The organism is Mesorhizobium sp. P2_A8 (genome assembly GCF_056404935.1).
The window spans coordinates 410275-427167 of the sequence record NZ_JBFUDB010000003.1; the positions used below are offsets into that span (position 1 = coordinate 410275).

15 protein-coding genes and 1 pseudogene are annotated in these 16893 nt (G+C 61.3%); 1 reads left to right on the top strand and 15 read right to left on the bottom strand.

Features of this window, described 5'->3' with window-relative positions:
* Nucleotides 1–2: 2 nt before the first annotated feature.
* From AC1D10_RS11440 to AC1D10_RS11505, 14 genes and pseudogenes are all read right to left on the bottom strand, one after another.
* Nucleotides 3–1238: an FAD-dependent oxidoreductase gene (locus AC1D10_RS11440; protein WP_477271634.1), complete on the bottom strand. Its 1236-nt coding sequence runs from the start codon at nt 1236–1238 to the stop codon at nt 3–5.
* A 428-nt stretch (nt 1239–1666) separates the two neighbouring features.
* A pseudogene (locus AC1D10_RS11445) lies at nt 1667–3696 on the bottom strand (ABC transporter ATP-binding protein/permease).
* Between the two features lie 365 nt (nt 3697–4061).
* Nucleotides 4062–4436 carry a nitrile hydratase accessory protein gene (locus AC1D10_RS11450; protein ID WP_477272088.1) on the bottom strand — a complete coding sequence of 125 codons (375 nt, stop codon included), beginning with the start codon at nt 4434–4436 and terminating at the stop codon, nt 4062–4064.
* Nucleotides 4429–5085 carry a nitrile hydratase subunit beta gene (gene nthB, locus AC1D10_RS11455; RefSeq protein ID WP_477271636.1) on the bottom strand — a complete coding sequence of 219 codons (657 nt, stop codon included), beginning with the start codon at nt 5083–5085 and terminating at the stop codon, nt 4429–4431. Before nthB ends, AC1D10_RS11450 begins: the two co-directional genes overlap by 8 nt.
* Nucleotides 5085–5732, bottom strand: a complete 648-nt coding sequence (nthA, locus tag AC1D10_RS11460; RefSeq protein ID WP_477271638.1) for a nitrile hydratase subunit alpha — start codon at nt 5730–5732, stop codon at nt 5085–5087. The genes nthB and nthA overlap by 1 nt, the downstream gene beginning before the upstream one ends.
* Before the next feature lie 149 nt (nt 5733–5881).
* On the bottom strand, nt 5882–6622 hold the full coding sequence (locus AC1D10_RS11465; protein ID WP_477271640.1) for an NAD(P)H-dependent oxidoreductase: 741 nt from the start codon (nt 6620–6622) through the stop codon (nt 5882–5884).
* Between the two features lie 148 nt (nt 6623–6770).
* A complete protein-coding gene (locus AC1D10_RS11470; protein ID WP_477271642.1) occupies nt 6771–7688 on the bottom strand; it encodes an ABC transporter substrate-binding protein in 918 nt (305 codons plus the stop codon).
* Nucleotides 7689–7881: 193 nt separating this feature from the next.
* Nucleotides 7882–10749, bottom strand: coding sequence for an MFS transporter (locus AC1D10_RS11475; protein WP_477271644.1), 2868 nt, complete (start codon nt 10747–10749; stop codon nt 7882–7884).
* Between the two features lie 332 nt (nt 10750–11081).
* A complete protein-coding gene (locus tag AC1D10_RS11480; protein ID WP_477271646.1) occupies nt 11082–11438 on the bottom strand; it encodes a DUF1515 family protein in 357 nt (118 codons plus the stop codon).
* Nucleotides 11439–11502: 64 nt separating this feature from the next.
* Nucleotides 11503–11757: a hypothetical protein gene (locus AC1D10_RS11485; protein ID WP_477271648.1), complete on the bottom strand. Its 255-nt coding sequence runs from the start codon at nt 11755–11757 to the stop codon at nt 11503–11505.
* A 41-nt stretch (nt 11758–11798) separates the two neighbouring features.
* Nucleotides 11799–12110: a hypothetical protein gene (locus tag AC1D10_RS11490; RefSeq protein WP_477271650.1), complete on the bottom strand. Its 312-nt coding sequence runs from the start codon at nt 12108–12110 to the stop codon at nt 11799–11801.
* Nucleotides 12111–12138: 28 nt separating this feature from the next.
* Nucleotides 12139–12516 (bottom strand): hypothetical protein, encoded by a 378-nt coding sequence (locus AC1D10_RS11495; RefSeq protein ID WP_477271652.1) that lies wholly within the window; start codon nt 12514–12516, stop codon nt 12139–12141.
* 115 nt (nt 12517–12631) lie between these two features.
* Nucleotides 12632–12919: a ubiquitination-like system serine protease family protein gene (locus AC1D10_RS11500; protein ID WP_477271654.1), complete on the bottom strand. Its 288-nt coding sequence runs from the start codon at nt 12917–12919 to the stop codon at nt 12632–12634.
* On the bottom strand, nt 12919–13581 hold the full coding sequence (locus AC1D10_RS11505; protein ID WP_477271656.1) for an N-acetylmuramidase family protein: 663 nt from the start codon (nt 13579–13581) through the stop codon (nt 12919–12921). Before AC1D10_RS11505 ends, AC1D10_RS11500 begins: the two co-directional genes overlap by 1 nt.
* 198 nt (nt 13582–13779) lie before the next feature.
* Here AC1D10_RS11505 and AC1D10_RS11510 point away from each other — a divergent pair, with 198 nt between their 5' ends.
* Nucleotides 13780–14805, top strand: coding sequence for an acyltransferase family protein (locus tag AC1D10_RS11510; protein ID WP_477271658.1), 1026 nt, complete (start codon nt 13780–13782; stop codon nt 14803–14805).
* Here the strand turns inward: AC1D10_RS11510 and AC1D10_RS11515 are convergent.
* Nucleotides 14780–16879 (bottom strand): hypothetical protein, encoded by a 2100-nt coding sequence (locus AC1D10_RS11515; RefSeq protein WP_477271660.1) that lies wholly within the window; start codon nt 16877–16879, stop codon nt 14780–14782. The two genes, AC1D10_RS11510 and AC1D10_RS11515, sit on opposite strands and share 26 nt — an antisense overlap.
* Nucleotides 16880–16893 lie beyond the last annotated feature (14 nt).

Sequence of the window (16893 nt, forward strand, 5' to 3'; positions counted from 1 at the left end):
TCTCAGTCTTCACCGAAATAGCGCGCACGCGCCCGATCGTCTGACGGTGCCTCTGGCCCCAAACCGATGACATCCGGAATACGTGTCGGATCCTGGCCGAAAAGTGCAAACGCATGCTCGCGCCGCCGGTCGGCGGCCTCACCGCGCTCGAACAGCAAAGCTGTCTCCATTGCTTCCAGCCGTCGCATGCGGCCATAAAAGTCATCATGGTCCCCGGCATAAGCATCTGCTCCCGATTGCCAATCAGAACTCTGTAGTAACCGGTCCCTCAACAACCGGACATCCCGAAGCGTCCTCGACAGCCCGCGGCCCCACGCTGGATCAGTGGCGGCTGCAGCATCGCCGATCAGAACCACGCCATTGCGACAGGGCTTGTCGACCCAGCGATGTGATCCGTCGAAGCTCGCAAAGGGACCGGCCTGCCGGGATCGGTCAAACCAGTGGCCTGGGGCGCCCACCGCACGGAGTTGCCGGACCATTTCATCGACCGAGTGTCGGCCTGATAGACGCTTAGGCAAAACATCCTTGTGGTAGATGAGGTAGATGCGGTTGCGCCCGGGCGCAACGCGCATCGCGATCACCATTCGCCCGCCCAGGGGATCATAGAAGAGATTGATTGTGCTTGCCGATGATGGAGCGCTGCCGGCGAGAAACTCCGAACAGTTGACGTCGCCCTCAAGAATCATGCCTGCCGTGACAAGCTGCTCTTGGTCATACTGCACATCAAAGCCGAGAAACGAGCGCAGCCGAGAATCACGACCATCTGCCAGAACGACCAGACGGGCAGAGAGACCTTTGGTGTCGCTGCCGATATGAACCCGTGGCACTACTCCAAAGGTAACCGTTGCGGCCGCTTCCCCGCGCCGAACCCTAGCCCCCAGAGCCTTGGCATGTGCTCGAAGAACCTCTTGCATCGCCGGATGTGGAAACGTCATGCAGCAGGTGGCCGCCGGGGTCGTCGCAAGCAGATCCCTCACTACGGGAGATGCGCCACTCCTGAATCTTGAATAATAGGCTGCCTCGATGGCGCAGCCTTCGAGGAGGAGGTCGTATATGCCCAGGCGTTTGGCCTCGAGGCTTCCCCACGGCATGAGAACTTCGCCACGGATACGATCTCGGAATGGATCCTGCTGCTCGACAATGAGGATCCTGGCGCCGCGACTGGCAAGGGCAATGGCCAGCGAAGAGCCTGCAAGACCACCACCAACAATGATTAGGTCGTATTCTGAGCGATCCATGAGGATAGGTTGCCACAGGCTCTTCAGATATTGCTAAACTATAGCCTACCTACCAAAGGCGTCTAGCGCCGTTGCCCCTGGCTATCCGGGATTGAAGATTCGCTCGTTTCGATTTGAGTCCGCGTAGGGGACCAGAAGAGGCTATCGGCAAGACGACTTCATCGCAACGCGGATGCCGCGCACAGTCTTTCCGGACGCGTTAAATGGGCGACAAGTCCGTGACTTCCGTTAGGTGTTTGAACCTCTATCGCCTGGCTCTTCACTACCGGTTCGCGCCGCTTGATTTCATGACGCCCCTCTCTGCGTCCCTTCCCCGGCGTACCAATGTCTCGTCGACGGCAACACGCATTTAGCGCCAGACGCGGTCATCGGACTTTCAGCCCCGGTATGCTTGCCAAAGTGCCCCTGAGGACGCGACCAGATGGACTTCAATTTTTTGTCCGGGCAGCGCCGCCCTCCTCGATGTCGCGCCGCTTTGCGGTCGGAGCACCGGAGCCCCACAAGGCGCGCGCGACCAGGCTCCGCTTGCCCTTGCGCGGGACAAGCTCGATATCGCTGACCAGCTTGGCGCCGCCCTTGCGCCGCTCCAGGATGATCTTGCGGCTGTGGAAGGCTTCCAACTCGGCGCGGTGCGCGACGCTGATGATCGTGACCATCGGCAATTCGTGGATGATCGTCTCCATCATCTTGTCCTGGCTTTTCTCATCGAGCGCCGAGGTGGCTTCATCGAGTACGATGATATCGGGACCGTGCAGGAGGAGACGCGCGAAGGCGAGCCGCTGCTTTTCGCCGCCCGACAGGGTCTGGTCCCATGGCGCCTCTTCCTCGATCCTGGCGGCGAGATAGTCGAGGCCCACCTTGCCGAGGGCGACGCTGATCTCCTCGATCGTCCAGTTGTCGGCGGCGGCCGGATAGGCGACCGCGCGGCGAAGCGTGCCAGAGGGGATGTAAGGCCGTTGCGGCAGCATAAACAGTCGCCTGTCGGCGTGGAAATTGACGCTGCCGCCGCCCCACGGCCACAGACCCGCGACGGCCCGCACCAGCGTCGACTTGCCTGAACCGGATTCGCCGGCCACCAGCACCCGTTCGCCCGGCTCGATCACGACCTCGGTTTCCTTGACCACCGAGGTGCCGTCGTCGAGCGTCACGGAGAGATTGTCGAGGCTGAGGATGGCGCCGTCTTGGGTTTCGCCACGACTGATGCGTCCGAGCGCATCGCTCTGTTCCGCGCGCTCCAGCCCGTCGAGCGACATCATCAGGGAGGCGATGCGCCGAGCACATGCGTTCCAGTCGGCGAGACGGGGATAGTTGTCGACCAGCCATCCGAACGCGCCTTGCACAATGCCAAAGGCAGACGCTGCCTGCATCACCTCGCCAAGCGTCATTGAACCTTCGAGGAATTTTGGCGCGCACAGCAGGATCGGCACGACTGGCGCAAACAGGCTCGACCCCTGCGACACCGCCGCCGTGCGCATGTGCTGGCCGGTCAGCAGCGCCCATTGCCTCAGCACATGGCCTAAATTCCGGTCGATGCCGCTGCGCTCCTCCTCCTCGCCGCCCAGCAAGGCGATGCTCTCACCGTTTTCCCGCACGCGCGTCAGTGTGTAGCGCAGTTCGGCCTCCGCCTGGTTCTTCCGCTCGGAGAGCTGGACGAAATTGCGGCCGATAACCACCATCGAGGTCGAGGTGATGGCGGCATAGATCATCGCGGTGATGACCAGGAAGCCGGGAATGGTGATGCTTGCGCCGCCGATCGGCAGGGTGAGCGCGCCGCCGATGGCCCACAGCACGACGATGAAGGTCGAGGCCGACAGGAACGCGTTGAGGACCCGGCGATGAAATCGACAGGCGACTCGGTGGCGATGCGTAGATCCTCGGTCATGCGGGCTTCGGGGTTCTGGTGGTCGCCGCCGACGAGGTTCAGCTGGTAGTAGCGGCCGCTGGCCAGCCAGCGCGCGAGGACCGAGGTAGTCAGCCAGGAACGCCAGCGACGCTGAATCGTCATGCGCAGATAGACCTGTGCGACGACAAGGCTGCCGCTACAGATCACCAGCGGCACGAACACGGCGCTGAGGAAATAGACGCTGCGGGCGTTGCGCTGCTCAAGGGCATCGAACATCGAACGGTTCCAGACATTGATCCCATACTGGAAGCCGATGTTGATGCAGATCAGCAGCAGCACCCCGATCGTGAACGGCCAGGCGAGCCGGTCGCCGCGCCTGCTCCAGTAACCGCGCGCGCTGATCCAGAAACGCCGCAGCAGATATTTCTTGCGCGCCTGCTCGGCCTGCTCAGGCGACAGCTCCGGATCGGGCTCGACGGCCTCCGGCGGCGGCGCGGCCTCGCCGTCGACTTCAGGGGTGAGTTCGACAGTGGATGCCATTCCCTGGCGGGACTTCTCGACACCGCGTGGCTTGGCGTTGTTGGCCCGTTTAGGTTTGAATTTAGCCTCGGACATCGGCCGACAACGGCTCAAAAATCAAAAGGTTTCATGATGTCTGCTCGAGATCCAGCTCCCAATAGCTGTCACAGAACCGGTCGACCCAACAAACGGATCGGTTGACTCGGTCAATACTGTTTCTCGCCTTCCTAGAATTGCGAGCTAAGGCCTGCGCAAACAAAGGAACTGGCGCGAAACAATGGTATGATTCCAATGAGTTGGCGGCATCGCACAGGAGGCCGATCGCTGGACGCATTCGGCCATTGAGGTAGGTGCCTCAGAAAACTCACTTGCACAAATGGTATTGGCACCATGCGAAGATATCCATCAGGCTGAGGCAGGCGACGTAATCAAGTGTAGCCTTGCGGGGTCCGCGGTCGGAGTCAGAAGGGATTTCCGGCTTGGGTAAACCGGCCGCAATCAAGCTCCACTGGCTGTCCGTGAGGAGTCTGCAAATATGCTCGCCGCCACTCGTCCCGACGGCGTGCCAGCTCCGCGCGTGACACGTTCCCTCCAGCATCCAGAATACGTTCAAGCGCAGACAGCACGGCTCTGAAATACGTGTCTGTGCCGTCGGCACTCCCAGCAAGACTTGCCAGGCGGATTTCTTCGCCCAAGGTTTCCGTCCATTTTGATTGCGAGATCGTCCCCGATCCAATCAACAGACTGGCGATTGCCATTGCTTGGGCGTGCCATGGTTCAGCGAAGATTGGCTCGTCGTCTCTTCTCCTCAACGGCGCGTAGCCGGGATCAGGCACGCTCAAGGTAGCTCTCCCAAAGATCAACAAAAACGCGATCCCGCCGGTCCTTCGCTTCCGGCCACAGTTCTGATGCGGCGAAGCTGACCGTATAGAGGTGCTCCGCCTTATGTTCGCCCCGAGCAGACGCATCCGGCAAGACATGCGCACCGTGATGAGCGAAGATGCTTCCGGTTCTGCCGCGCACATAACCGGGAAGACGAGTATGACCCGAGCGCCCCGACAACTTACCACGCACGGTCTCACCTATGACAAACGATCGTTGAGCGTCGATTTCGACAGCGTAGCTGCGCGGATTCTTGACGTAAGCCCTCGCTTCCACCGCAGTCTCAGGCGGATATCCTGATTGCGGCGTAAATGTCGATGCCCCCGATTTGAGCTCCGCCAAAGTGATATAGCCCACGTCGATCATCTCAGCAGCAAGGGTGAGCAGCCAATGGTCGAAATAGGAGCGCGTCAGGTAGTCCGCCGGAACGATCAACTCGCGGCAATGCCGGAACCAGTCTATCGACCAGTCGCTGTCGCCAGCGGCGGTCTGCGCCAATCCAAAAGCGCGCATTTCCCACTCTTCATGGAATGGTCGACCATCGCCCAGCCCTTGAATCGGGCCAAAACCTTCTCGTCCACCGAGATCATGAACGCCGTCCATCAGCGGGCTCTCAGCGACGGCGAGAGAGCCCTTTCAGTTCCGATCATCGAGTTGCGCGTCACCAACCGCGCAAGAGAGTCCTCGTCCAAGCTCTCAGTGCCTTCCGGCTGTTGCGGCAGCACGATGTATCGTCTTTCTGACGTCGAGTCCCAGACACGCACTTCTGTGGTGATTTCGAGTTCGACGCCGAATTCTTTCAGAACACCCCGAGGATCGCGTACGGCGCGCGCTCTGTATTCGTTGGACTTGTACCATGCGGGCGACATGCCCAGGATGGAAAACGGATAGCAGGAACAAAGCGTGCAGACGATGAGGTTATGAACATCCGGGGTATTCTCGACAGCGTCCAAATGACCCGTCCCGTGGCCTGCGAAGCCCAACTCATCGATCGCCGACGTGGCGTTTGCGAGCAGGCGCGCTTTGTAAGCGGGATCTTTCCATGCTCGCGCCACAACTCTCGCGCCGCGCTTGGGTCCGATCTCCTCCCTATACATCTCGATCCATGCCTCCATCGCTTCCGGATCGACGAGGCGCTTCTCGATCAGGAGACTCTCGAGAGCCTTCGCTTTCAGGGCCGGGTCCGACGGCAAGTCGTGGTGCAAGTCGTGATGAATCTTCGAAATCTTTTGCGAATTGAAACTCGTCATCGACGTTCCCCCGATTTGAGGCAGATCGGCGCGGAATTTATCATGGGCACAAGAAGGTTGCAAAAAGGACCGGGACGATAACAACCGGCAAGCTCAGACGTTTGCAATGTTGAGAAGTACTGACAATGCGCCTCTCCAGCGGGCACGCGTCAGACATTGCGTTGCACTCCCGAGCGGGCGAGCACTCCGTGCTTCAGGCGCTCGTTCTTGCCGTAGTCTTCGGCGGGGTGGAAGAACAGGTGCGGCGTGCCATCGATGTCTTCCAGCCTCTTGCGGTAGGCCTCGAGATAGGCCTTGCAGCCATCATCGCCGACACGGCCTGGCATATAGGCGACGAAGGGCGGTAGCACGTCGAAGCCCGAGTACCGCAGCAGCCCATTGTGGATTGGCCACAGAACGGTGAGGATGTCACCGTCAATGCCATCGGGGGCGTAGGTGTCGGCCGATGTGCCTGTGGTGGCGGCCACCATGGCGAGCTTTCCCTTGAACATGCCGGTATCGTATTTGCGCCCGGGCAGATAGGCGAAACCGCGCGCGAAAACACGATCGGCCCAACCCTTGAGGATTGCGGGCATTCCGAACCACCAGACTGGGAACTGGAAGATCACCAAGTCTGCCCGCTTCAGTTTTTCGATCTCGGCACTTATATCCGCCGAAAACGCCCCGGTCTCGCAGGCGGCGGTCTGCTCCCGCTGCAGGCTGAAGAAGTCTGGATTGTTGCGCTCTCCGGTCATGTCGCCCGGTCCGGCGACAGGGTTGAAGCCCATTTCGTATAGGTCGCTGACAACCACGTCGTGGCCCGCGCAGGTCAAGGACTCCACGGCAAGATTCTTCATGGCGCCGTTGAAGGATTTCTGTTCCGGATGGGCATAGACGATGAGGATGTTCACGACGGCTTTCCTGGTAGGAACGCGGCAGGCCGAGCACGTGCTCGGAGAGGAATGGTAGGATGAGGTTGGCCGAGATTGGCGTGACTGGACATCAATGGCAAGTCCGACCCTAGGGCATGCGTCAGAAGTTGGCGTTCCAACCTCGTGGTCAGTTGTTCACGGCCTCGGCCACTTGGAGAAAGGCAAACGGCGGATAGCGGCCCAGCTTCTTGGCGACCTCCATGTTCACGACATAGGCGAAGGCCGTTGCCCGCACGACTGGAAGGTCGCCGGGGGTCGCCCCGTCGCGCAATATCTTGAGCGCCTGTTCCGCGGCGAGATGGCCGACATCCTCCAGCCGCGCCGCAATGGAGAGCATCGCGTGATGCTCGCGCACCAGCGGCTCGTATGGGCTGACTATGGCGATGCCGTTGTCGACGGCAGTCTTCGTGAACAACTCACCATTGGCGTTCAGGAACGAGCTCGATCCGACGTAAAGCCAGCGGACTCCCTGTTCGCGCAACTCGGTCATGCGCTCCGCAATCCGGGCAACGTCCGGCACGCCTTCATTGCCGGGGTCGATCTCCAACGCGACAAGCTCGATACCAAGCGTCGGCGCAACTTTCTTGAGTTCTTCCGCCGTGATCGCCGAATTGCGTTCGTTCGAGTTGTAGAGCAGGCCGAGCTTGTCGAACGTCGGATCGTACTGGCGGACGATCTCGATGTTGATCGCTTCCGGCACCCGGTTGAAAGTTCCAGCGACATTGGCGCGTCCACTGCCTTCGAAGCCCTTGGCGATGTGCGTGCCGAAGGGGTCGGCAACTTTCACGAAGACGACCGGAATGTCGGCGAGAAATGCAGGGTTGTCCGCATCATCCAGCGTGCCGATGACGCCAAGCGTCCCGTTCGTGCCGTAGGTAAGCACCAGGTCGGCCGGCATCGCCCGGGCCTGGGCAATTGCGGCGGGGATGCGCGACTTGTCTTGAGCCAGGTCGACGATCGTGACGTCCGCGGTAAAGCCGCTCTCTTTGATCGCCGCTTTGAACCCTTCGCAGACGTTTTCGCACCCTTCGTAGAAGATGCCCAAGATCTGCTTTCTATCCGCCGCATGAGCCAGGGCGGTCAGCACAACACATACGGCCAACGGGAGCAGTCCGCGTACGATCGATCTCACGACGATTCCCCCATGAGGCGCTCCGAGGCGCTAGCCGCCAGTCTAACGCCGTCAGGTCCCGGCCGGCAAAACAATTCACTGGCAGCTAAATTAATTCCGGCTAATTCTATACGCCGACTGCCGGGCCCCGCGCCGCTCGCTTGCCCAGCACCGAGATCCCGAACAGCACGGCGCCGGCAAGTGCGAGCGCCGCGACGGTGGCCGTCGCTGCCGCGTAACCATAGAGACCCGCGACAGCCGCGACCAGCAGCAGCCCGACGATGCTGGCGAACCGCTCGACCGTTCGCAGTGCACCCAGAACCGCATCGGCCCCCAGATGCTTCAACTCCGTTTCAGCAATCGACATCGAGAGCGAGACTTGCGACCCACGCACCATGCCGTTGCCGATTCCGGAGCCTAGCACCGCAACGAAGATGGCGATCTGGCTCGGCCAGACGGCTGCCGTCAGCAGGGAGATGCCGCCGAGAAGCCCCCCCGACAAGGCCACGGCCGATACCGGAATCCCCCTCTCCGCCGCGCGCCCCGCAAGCGGACCGACCAGGGCGATCGCGAGGAAGTAGACCATCAGCGTGCGTCCGATATCCCCCGGCGAGGCACCGAGGGAATCGAGCGTCAGAGCCACGAGATAGGAAATGAAGGCCTGCTGCCAGATGTTGCCAGGGATGGCGATGCCGAACACCAGGGCGGCGAAATGCCAGTTGCGCAAGGAGGCAAGCAGTGGCGGTCGAGTTGCCTTGGCGGCACGCGCACCATCTCTCCGGCTCGCGGTGTCGGCGACCAGCGAGAAGATCAGAAGCGCGGAGATCAGGACAAAGGTGGCGCTGAGCAGAAACACGTTGGCCTTGCCCAGCCTGTCTGCCAGCACACCGCCCAGCGCCGTGCCGCAGAATATCCCTCCGTACAATACCGTCGAAAACATTCCGAGCGATCGGTCTCGCTCGTCGCGCGGCGTGTTGTCGATGACGTAGTCCTGGCAGGCGAGCGTTACGAAGGCGTACCCCACCCCGAGAATGGTGCGCGACGCGACGATCTCGGGCACGCTGGTTGCCCAATAGAGCCAAAGATGGGCGGCGATTGTCGGTGCCGCAGCCAGGATCAGCAGCCTCCGCGGTCCAAGCCAGCCGGCAAGCGGCCGCGCAAACGGGGAAACCAGCACGATGGCGAGCAGGTATCCGGCGAGCGGCAGGCTGATCAGCACGCTCTCGGACAGCCACGGAAAGGGATTGTGTGCCGCCCTCGTGTAAAGCGGCATGAAGGAAAGCGGCAGCTCGTCAGCGGCCGCGAACAGAAATAGCGCCAGCCGCAGATCGGTGAAATAGGAAAAGCGCAGGGTCGTCGGCCCGTTCAGCGAAAGACCGTAGCGCGCCTGCAATGCGGCGAGCCTGGCTCCCCTCGCTTCAGAACCATCGAGGCCTTGCCATGCCGCGGCGAACTGCGCGCTGAGGCCTTCGGTGCGCTCGACCAGGATCTGGGCGGCACGATCAACGGCGATGTGGGCACCCACCACCACCCGCTTGGAGAAGTCACCGGCCGCCTGCATGGCCGCCAGCCGCTGCAACCGATCGAGAGCGGCAGTCAGTGAGCGACTGGTCATCAGCACCATGATCTCGAAGGCCGTTAAGACAGCGACCACCACGACGACGCCCATATCGAGAAAGACGTCGAGGAACTTCTTGGAGATGAATGCCGGGTCGACATCGATCACCACGTAGGCGATTTCCTTGCCATCGTGCATGATCGGGTGGCTGCGCACGCCTTTGCGCTCACGCGGCGGAGCAAGATAAGGGTCGATCGGTTTGCCAACCTCCAGCACCACCCGACCCGTGGCCACCGCGACGTATGCGATCTCGGGCAATTGCTTGAGCATATCGCCAAAATAGCTCTCGGCGTTGACGAGACCATCCAGCGGCACGCCTGTCGCCAGTGCTCGCTGGACGTCTTCGCCAACAACCGTGGCAATCAGGTTCGTGCGGGCCGACAGCTCAGGTTCAATGGAGCGATTGACATTGCCCAGGGTGATGACGCCCAAAATCAGGGCGGAACTCACCATCAGCACCGCCGCCAGCGGGGCCAGGCGCGATGCGATCTGCCGAGCGAGCGAGCGCAAAGGGTTGGACGCAATCTCGGTCTCAGGAGCCGGGTTGGTAGCGACGGCCGAGTCGTCGCCTTCGGGGCGCCCGTCCTCTGCGACCGGTGATGCAAAGGCGCTGAGTTCCCGGCTGGCCTCATCATACTGACGTCTCGCGTCTGAAAGGTTTGCGCCGAGTTGCCGGATCTGGGGGCCGAAGAGATCCCGCCAGAACGCGCCGGGGCCACTCGTCCGCGGATTGCCATCGGTGCCGATCTCCGCGTCGGGCTCGCCGCGGGCAACGCCCTCCAGGCGGGCAAGCCGACGCTGAGGGGTTCCCAGAAGCAGCCTCAGCAGAAGGTAGGATAGCGCCGAGAAGGCGGCCCAGATCAGCAGGGCGGTGCGGACGACCTTGGCTACCATGGTCTGTGACGCCGCTTCGAGCCGGTCCTTCGGATAGGCGACAACGACGGCGCCGCTGGCGGCGCCATCACGGCTCACCACGTTGAACCCGCTGTAGATTTGCTCGGCTGTCTCAGTGCTCCACTTAACGCTCTTCGACAACTGCATCGCTTGCAGCACCTCGTGCGGAACCCCCTTGGGCCCTGACGCATCGGTGGTGTAGACGATGATTCCCGACGGGTTGAACGCGTGGACTGCCTTGACCTGGTCGTCGATCTCGATCGCCCGCGCGACGATCGCGTTGCCGTTTCGGATCATGGAGAGCGGCAGGCCAAGGTCGATGAACGGTTTGAACGACGTTGCGGTCGTCTGGGCGATGACGGAAATTCGTTGCCTTAGAAGGTCGGAAAGCACTGCATTGTGCTGGAGAACCGAAAGCAGCCCCACGACGGCTTGCAGCAGGCCGATGACAGCCGAGAAGGTTATCCAGCTTCGAAGAAGCATTGCGGCCCCCTCCCCATAAGCGGCGTGCGGCAACATTACGTTGAGGGGGCGGGCTTCGCCAGTGGGCCATCCGATATCGACGTCGAAAGCGAGCATGAGGCGCAAGAGAGTGCGCTGCGATGTCTCTCCGCCAAGACGCTGCGGGCCAGCAGCGCTGTCGTAAGCGTCGCCCTGGCATTAAACTCGCCAGACGGTAACCAGCGAGGCCAGTGCCGCCGCTGCTATGCCTGTGACACAAGGCGCCGAGCGCCATGAGCTTCCGACCCTGAAACGCAAAAAAGAACCCCACCGGCCGGCGCCGATGGGGAGACTGGAAATGATATAAGGGAAGATCAGGGGGTGCGCATCACCTTCAAGATGACATCCCACCAGTAAGCGATGAAGCCGACGGCGGTGCCGCCGACGGCGGTGCCGGCAATGCCCGCCACGAACAGGGCGCCGATGCCGCGCTGCCTCCACTCCTTGAATTCGTCAGTGATCTCCTTGCTGTCGGTGACATCGGCCTTCATCGTCTCGATGCCGGTTTTTGCCTCCCCGATATCGTGCACTAGGTCGTCAACACGCCTGTGGATGGAGGCCCGATGATCATCCGCTCGACGTGTGCTTTCGGTGAAGTCGCGGCGCAATGCCGCCACTTCCGCACGCAAGCCGCCAATGGCCTCTGAGATATCGTCAAGCTTCGATGTCATCTGTTCACCGGATCTGCGCTTCGATGGTTTGGATTGCGCCGGCCCCGGAAGGCCGGCGCCAGGATCATTTTACGGGTGGCTGCGGCTTGATCAGGCCGGCCAGGCCGTCGCGCTGCAGGTTGACCAGCGTCTTGACGAAGCCGGCGCCCGCCGCGATCCACAACGCGTCCTGCGGCGGGAGCCACGAAGCGGTGCAGTCGAAGTTGCCGTTCGCCAGCGTCGAGCATCCCGTTGCTGTCAGGAAGCCCGCGATCGCCGTCGGGAGCCAGATCAGCAGGTTGAGGGCGTTGTGCAGCGCGTTGGTGTTCAGCCAGTTCATGGAAGCGAGTCCCTTCGAGATTTGAGAAACGCCGGCAAACGCTACTGCGCCGCCGGCGTCTGAGGGTTTTTGCGAGCAGCCACGTACGCCGAGAGCGCGGCGTCATAGGAGGCGTCGATCTCTGCATCGAGGGCCTTGAGCGCGGCGACCTGGTCGGGCGTGACCGAGCTGCTGTTCGACAGCGCGGCGATGATGTTTCTGATCAGGGGCACGACGTCCTGCGCCTCCTGGACGGCGACGGGGATGATGTTGATCAGCTGGGCGATGATCTCGTTGATCTTGGCCGAGCTGGTGATCATCGGGATCAACGACAGCACGGTCTGCAGCAGGGCAGCAAAGGCGGACCAGTTCATGGGTATCTCCTTGGGGGGTGGTCGATGTTCAGCCGTGGAAGGCCGAGACGATCTGTTGGATGGTGTCGGTGGCGGTCTGCAGCGCGTCATAGACGCCCGCATCGCCAAGCTCGCCCGGATGCGAGGCCACGAAGTCCTCGAGTGAGTTGCGGGCCGTGGTGCCAGCCTTGATTGCCGGATCCAGCTTGGTCTGAATTGCGGTGTCGTCGCAGCCGACCGGCGCCGGGACCGGCGAGCAATAGACGACATAGTTCTTGGCCGTGACCTTCACGGCGTCGAACGCGTTGACGGCGACCGCGACCGCGGCGGGCGAGACCTTGGCCTGCGTGACGGAGTCGATCGCGCTGGTGATATTGGCGCAGCCGGCGAGCGCAAGCATCGCCGCTGCCGCAAACAGCAGTTTCATGTGAAGTTCCTTTCGATGATGCCCGGAGACCGCCGGGCGCGGATTAGTCTCCGTGCGGCTCCAGCAGCACCGTCTGGCCGGCGAGGGCATGGGTGCAGTCGCCGAGGAACTGGATTTAGCCGTCAGTCACGAAAGAGTGGGAGACCTGGGGGATCAGGTTGCCGGCGCCATCGCGCTCCCAATCACCGGTCCATTTGCCGTTTTCGTCTTTCACGATCTTGGAGCTGGTCACCTTGATCGATGGCGTGAACGACGGTTTGTCGTAATTGCCGTTAAAGCCCCAGCCGGGGCTCACATGCTGGCCATCTGGCCGGACGCTGATCTGATGGGTTTCCTTGCACCCGGGACACCAGAATAAGATCCGGTTGCCCTCGCCGGTTCGAAGAACGCCGCGCGCGCCCATCAGGCCGCCACCGCATTGCCGCAGGTCTGGCAGATGTTCGCGTTCGCCGGCATCGGCGACCACGGCGTGTCGGGCTTGCCCTGCCACCATTTGAATCGCGCGGCGAGCTTGGTGTCGTAGTGGTTCTTGGCATAGCCGGAGCCATTGTAGCCGCGCGCAAAAGCCGCCCATTGGTGGTTTCGCAGGTCCTCGTCCAGATGCTCGGCCTTGATGAAATTGACTGCGGCTTGAAGCTGGGCCGCCTCACCTCCATTGACCATTGCGGCGACCATGGCCTGCACGGTGTCGTAGCCGGCGGCGACATAGTTTTCGCCCATCACCTGGCCGATGCCCCACGAGCAGGACATGAGCGCCGCCGTCTCATCGATGGCGATCATGCGCAACAGGTCGGGATAGCTGTCCTGCGGATAGTTGTTGACCCAGCTGGTCGTGGCGAGACCGGCTTTGAGAGCTTCCTCGCGTTTGGCTGCCGGCAGGTTCTTGTAGAAGCGATACGTCTCGCGCAGCATCTTCGGCCTGCCCTGGCTGTCATAGCCCCCGCCCGCCGTCTCGACGTCGAGGAAGGCGTGCAGCTCATCCTCGCCGACGCCGATGCCGTAGCCGATGCAGGGCAGATCGGTGTCGGACAGGCGTACGACAGCGCCCCCGAACGTGGTGTCCATGGTCGGTCCTTTCCGCCCTCGCGGGCAGGTCATGAAGGTTCGGATTTTGATTGACGGCGCAAGTAGTCGTGCCAGCAGACCGGAGTCGATTTCTTTAGCAGCCAGAGTGGAGCAAGTAATTGTACCAGAAGTCAGGCTCGATTGCTTACGCGCCAGCCGCCAGATAAAGAGCACGGAAAGTGAAAGTATTCGAAGTCAATGCCCCCCAGAACAATCCAGAGATACACGGCACTCGACGGGCTTCGAGGCGTGGCGGCCTATCTGGTTGTCGTTTCCCACTATATCAGCACGCCCTATCCGACCAATGTTATGGCGGCTGCCGGCCAAGTCGGCGTGATGCTGTTCTTTGTGATATCCGGCTTTCTCATGGGCGAGCTGTATATGAAGACGCCGTTCACGAAAGAGGCCGTGAGGGCCTTCTACGTCAAGCGCTTTGCCCGAGTGGTGCCCCTTTATTACGTTGTCGTGATCGTGAGCCTGGTGCTCTTTGTGACCCGGAAAAACGTCTGGCCGCTATATTACGTCGACCCACCCACCATATGGCAGCATCTCCTTTTCTGGCGCGGAACAAACGTGCTCTGGACAATCCCGGTTGAGGTTCAGTTCTATGCGCTTTTCCCCCTCATTTGGTGGGCTTTCAGCCGAGCCGGAACGGCGGCAATGCTTCTCTTGGTAGTCGCTTGCGCCACGGGCGCGGCGTCCTGGATACCGACGAACGACCTGTTCACCTTTTTCCTGCCGTACTTCGCCGCTGGCCTTCTGCTATCCGTGATCACGGTGCCCTACTCGCGCCTGATAGAGTTCCTTGTCATTCCGGCATTCATAGTTCTGATGCTTGCCATGCCAAAATTTGCCGACGCCATGGGTGTCAGACAGACAGGAGTTTGGAACTCACCAGTGTATCTGCTGCTAGTGCCAACCACGGTCCTGCTTGTCGTCAATTCGCGTTGGGCAGCCATTGTGCTGGGCAGCCGAGTTGCCGCCTTCACCGGGATGATCAGCTATTCCGTTTATCTGCTGCACATGCCGGTCCATTTCGTCCTGCGACAGTTGCCCATTTTCAAGACGAGCCCGCTCCTGTTCATCGGCGTTGCGGTGATCGGCACCACTGTCGTGGCGTGGCTCTCTTATCGGCTCATCGAGAACCCAGCTCGTCGCTGGGTATCTCGGTTCGCCTACGCGAGGCCCCCGCGCTTGATCACGCTGATCCCCCGCCAATCTTGACGTTGCCGGTCGATGCGGAAGGCGACGTGTTGGTCGTGTTGGCGTTGTAGATGTTCGACTGCACACTGACATTCGCTGTAGCAGCACCAACCGTCACGGCAGTTCCGTAAGTAGTGAAAGTGTTGCCGGTAACTATGCCGTTATTGCTGACGCTGGAGATTTGAACGGCGATAGTCGAAGAGGTCGTGGCTGCTACAAACTGGTTTCCGACGATCGAAAATTCGTTCATCGTGCCAAAAATAGCCTGCGCACCAGAAGCCGGTGTGATGAAAACACTGGACGTTACCATCACGCCGGAAACGACCGTGTTGAAGTCGAGGCCTGCATTTGAGGCGGCGAACTGACTGTTCACTATACTGAGCTGGTCCAGGGTGCCGGTCTCGCTCGCGTTCGAGGCGATGCCGAAGTGACCGCCGGTAAAGTTCGAATTGGCGACAGCAACGCCTTGGACGAAGCTGTCATAGATAATCCCGACATTTCCGAAATTGAACGTGCAATCTACGAAGTTGTACACAACACCAAAGCACGGACCTCCCGCGCAAGCTGTGGACGATGGAAGTCCTGCGAGATCAACGCCATTCCCCGCAAGGGCGCCCGTGCCGGGAACGAAAAGACCATAGAAGTTGATGTTCGAAACACCGTTGACCTTGATACCAGTCGCCCAATATTCAGCGGCTGCGTAGCCGTCCGAGCCCCGCAATGTGACATTGGTGAAGTCGCTTTCAGCCGCATTAGCCGGATTGGCGGACGGCGCGTTCTGGGTCAGGGTGAAAGCTGTGCCCGTCGCCGTGATGCTCGTGGTGGCTGTCAGGTCGCGGATATGAAGCGAAGACGTCGTAGCGCCAAACGTCCAGGTGCTGCCGGCGGCCGATGGGAAATCGAGATAAGTGCAATCTTGACCACCGCCGACAATCGTAAGTGATTTGCCGGCCGCGATCGTCGTCGCGAGCGCGCTTGAAATCTTATAGTGGCCGCATGCCAGGCGAACCTGCCCGCCACTGGCCCCAACTGTCGTCAGGAGAGTTTGGAAGACCGTCGTGTTGTCGAACGTTCCGTTGGCGTTCATGCCCGCGGCGATGCCGTCGAAGATCGGCGAGGAGAATGCCACGCCACTCCCATTGGTGACGATCTGGCCATTTCCGAAACCGCTCCATGTGGTGGTCCCGGAGAGCGTTGGAGACGGAAGCGTCAGCCCGCTCGGCAGTGTGGTCAGAGCTGCCGGGGCTGCGCTCGACCCGGTCGCATTGCCAACCACGGTATTCGCGGCGATGTTGCCGAGATTGCCTATTGTCGGCTGCGCATAAGTCTCAGCGCCAGATGTGTTGATGCCCGTCGCGAACTGACTGGCGGGCGCAACGCTGGAAATCACACCGCCAAGGGTCACCGCCGTCGGCGCCGGGAGCCGCGCGTTGGCAAGTGTGCCCGAGTTTATTTCCGACGCATCGATGCTCTTGTTGGTGAGCGTCTGCGAATCCGTGGTGCCGACAAGGTTGCCTGACCCCGGGAATGTCGTCGGCACGCCGCCGACCGTCACCGTTGCCGACATGCTTGGTGAAACGAGAACGGGCGCCGTCAGGGTCTTGTTGGTGAGCGTTTGATTGTCGGTCGTGCCGACAAGAGGGCTCAAAGGCAGGGCTTGACCGCTGTCGGCAAGGGCCGAGCCATCCGTTGTCGAGAAGGTCGGCAGATCGCCGACGACCGTTGTTGCAGGACCGGCGACATTGCCGTTGCGGATCGGGCCAATCGTCACCCCGCCGACCTGGGCGAACAGGCCATCGTTCGTCATCCAGAGATCGCCGTCGACGGGAGCATCTGGAGCTGTGCCGGGCGGCAGATTGAAGCCGGCGGTGCTCGACGTCGAGGCGGCCATGATCAGCTTGCCCTGCATCGTGTCGCCGTTGCGATTGACCGGGACGTAGCCGAGCCTGTCCTGCTTTTGCTGGAACCAGTTGTTCCACTGGCCGACCGTGGGGACCATGCCATAGGTCATTGCCGGATTTGACGGCGCCGACTGAGCCATGGCGATACCGGGGCTCGCGAGCAAAGCGAGCACGAGCGAAACAGATTTGAGCATGAGCGATCCTTCGC

Bases quoted from the DNA above. Each gene is read 5' to 3' on its own strand.
- AC1D10_RS11440 (WP_477271634.1), bottom strand. From the start codon at position 1,238: ATGGATCGCTCAGAATACGACCTAATCATTGTTGGTGGTGGTCTTGCA.
- nthB (WP_477271636.1), bottom strand. From the start codon at position 5,085: ATGGACGGCGTTCATGATCTCGGTGGACGAGAAGGTTTTGGCCCGATT.
- nthA (WP_477271638.1), bottom strand. From the start codon at position 5,732: ATGACGAGTTTCAATTCGCAAAAGATTTCGAAGATTCATCACGACTTG.
- AC1D10_RS11475 (WP_477271644.1), bottom strand. From the start codon at position 10,749: ATGCTTCTTCGAAGCTGGATAACCTTCTCGGCTGTCATCGGCCTGCTG.
- AC1D10_RS11480 (WP_477271646.1), bottom strand. From the start codon at position 11,438: ATGACATCGAAGCTTGACGATATCTCAGAGGCCATTGGCGGCTTGCGT.
- AC1D10_RS11485 (WP_477271648.1), bottom strand. From the start codon at position 11,757: ATGAACTGGCTGAACACCAACGCGCTGCACAACGCCCTCAACCTGCTG.
- AC1D10_RS11490 (WP_477271650.1), bottom strand. From the start codon at position 12,110: ATGAACTGGTCCGCCTTTGCTGCCCTGCTGCAGACCGTGCTGTCGTTG.
- AC1D10_RS11495 (WP_477271652.1), bottom strand. From the start codon at position 12,516: ATGAAACTGCTGTTTGCGGCAGCGGCGATGCTTGCGCTCGCCGGCTGC.
- AC1D10_RS11500 (WP_477271654.1), bottom strand. From the start codon at position 12,919: ATGGGCGCGCGCGGCGTTCTTCGAACCGGCGAGGGCAACCGGATCTTA.
- AC1D10_RS11505 (WP_477271656.1), bottom strand. From the start codon at position 13,581: ATGGACACCACGTTCGGGGGCGCTGTCGTACGCCTGTCCGACACCGAT.
- AC1D10_RS11510 (WP_477271658.1), top strand. From the start codon at position 13,780: ATGCCCCCCAGAACAATCCAGAGATACACGGCACTCGACGGGCTTCGA.
- AC1D10_RS11515 (WP_477271660.1), bottom strand. From the start codon at position 16,879: ATGCTCAAATCTGTTTCGCTCGTGCTCGCTTTGCTCGCGAGCCCCGGT.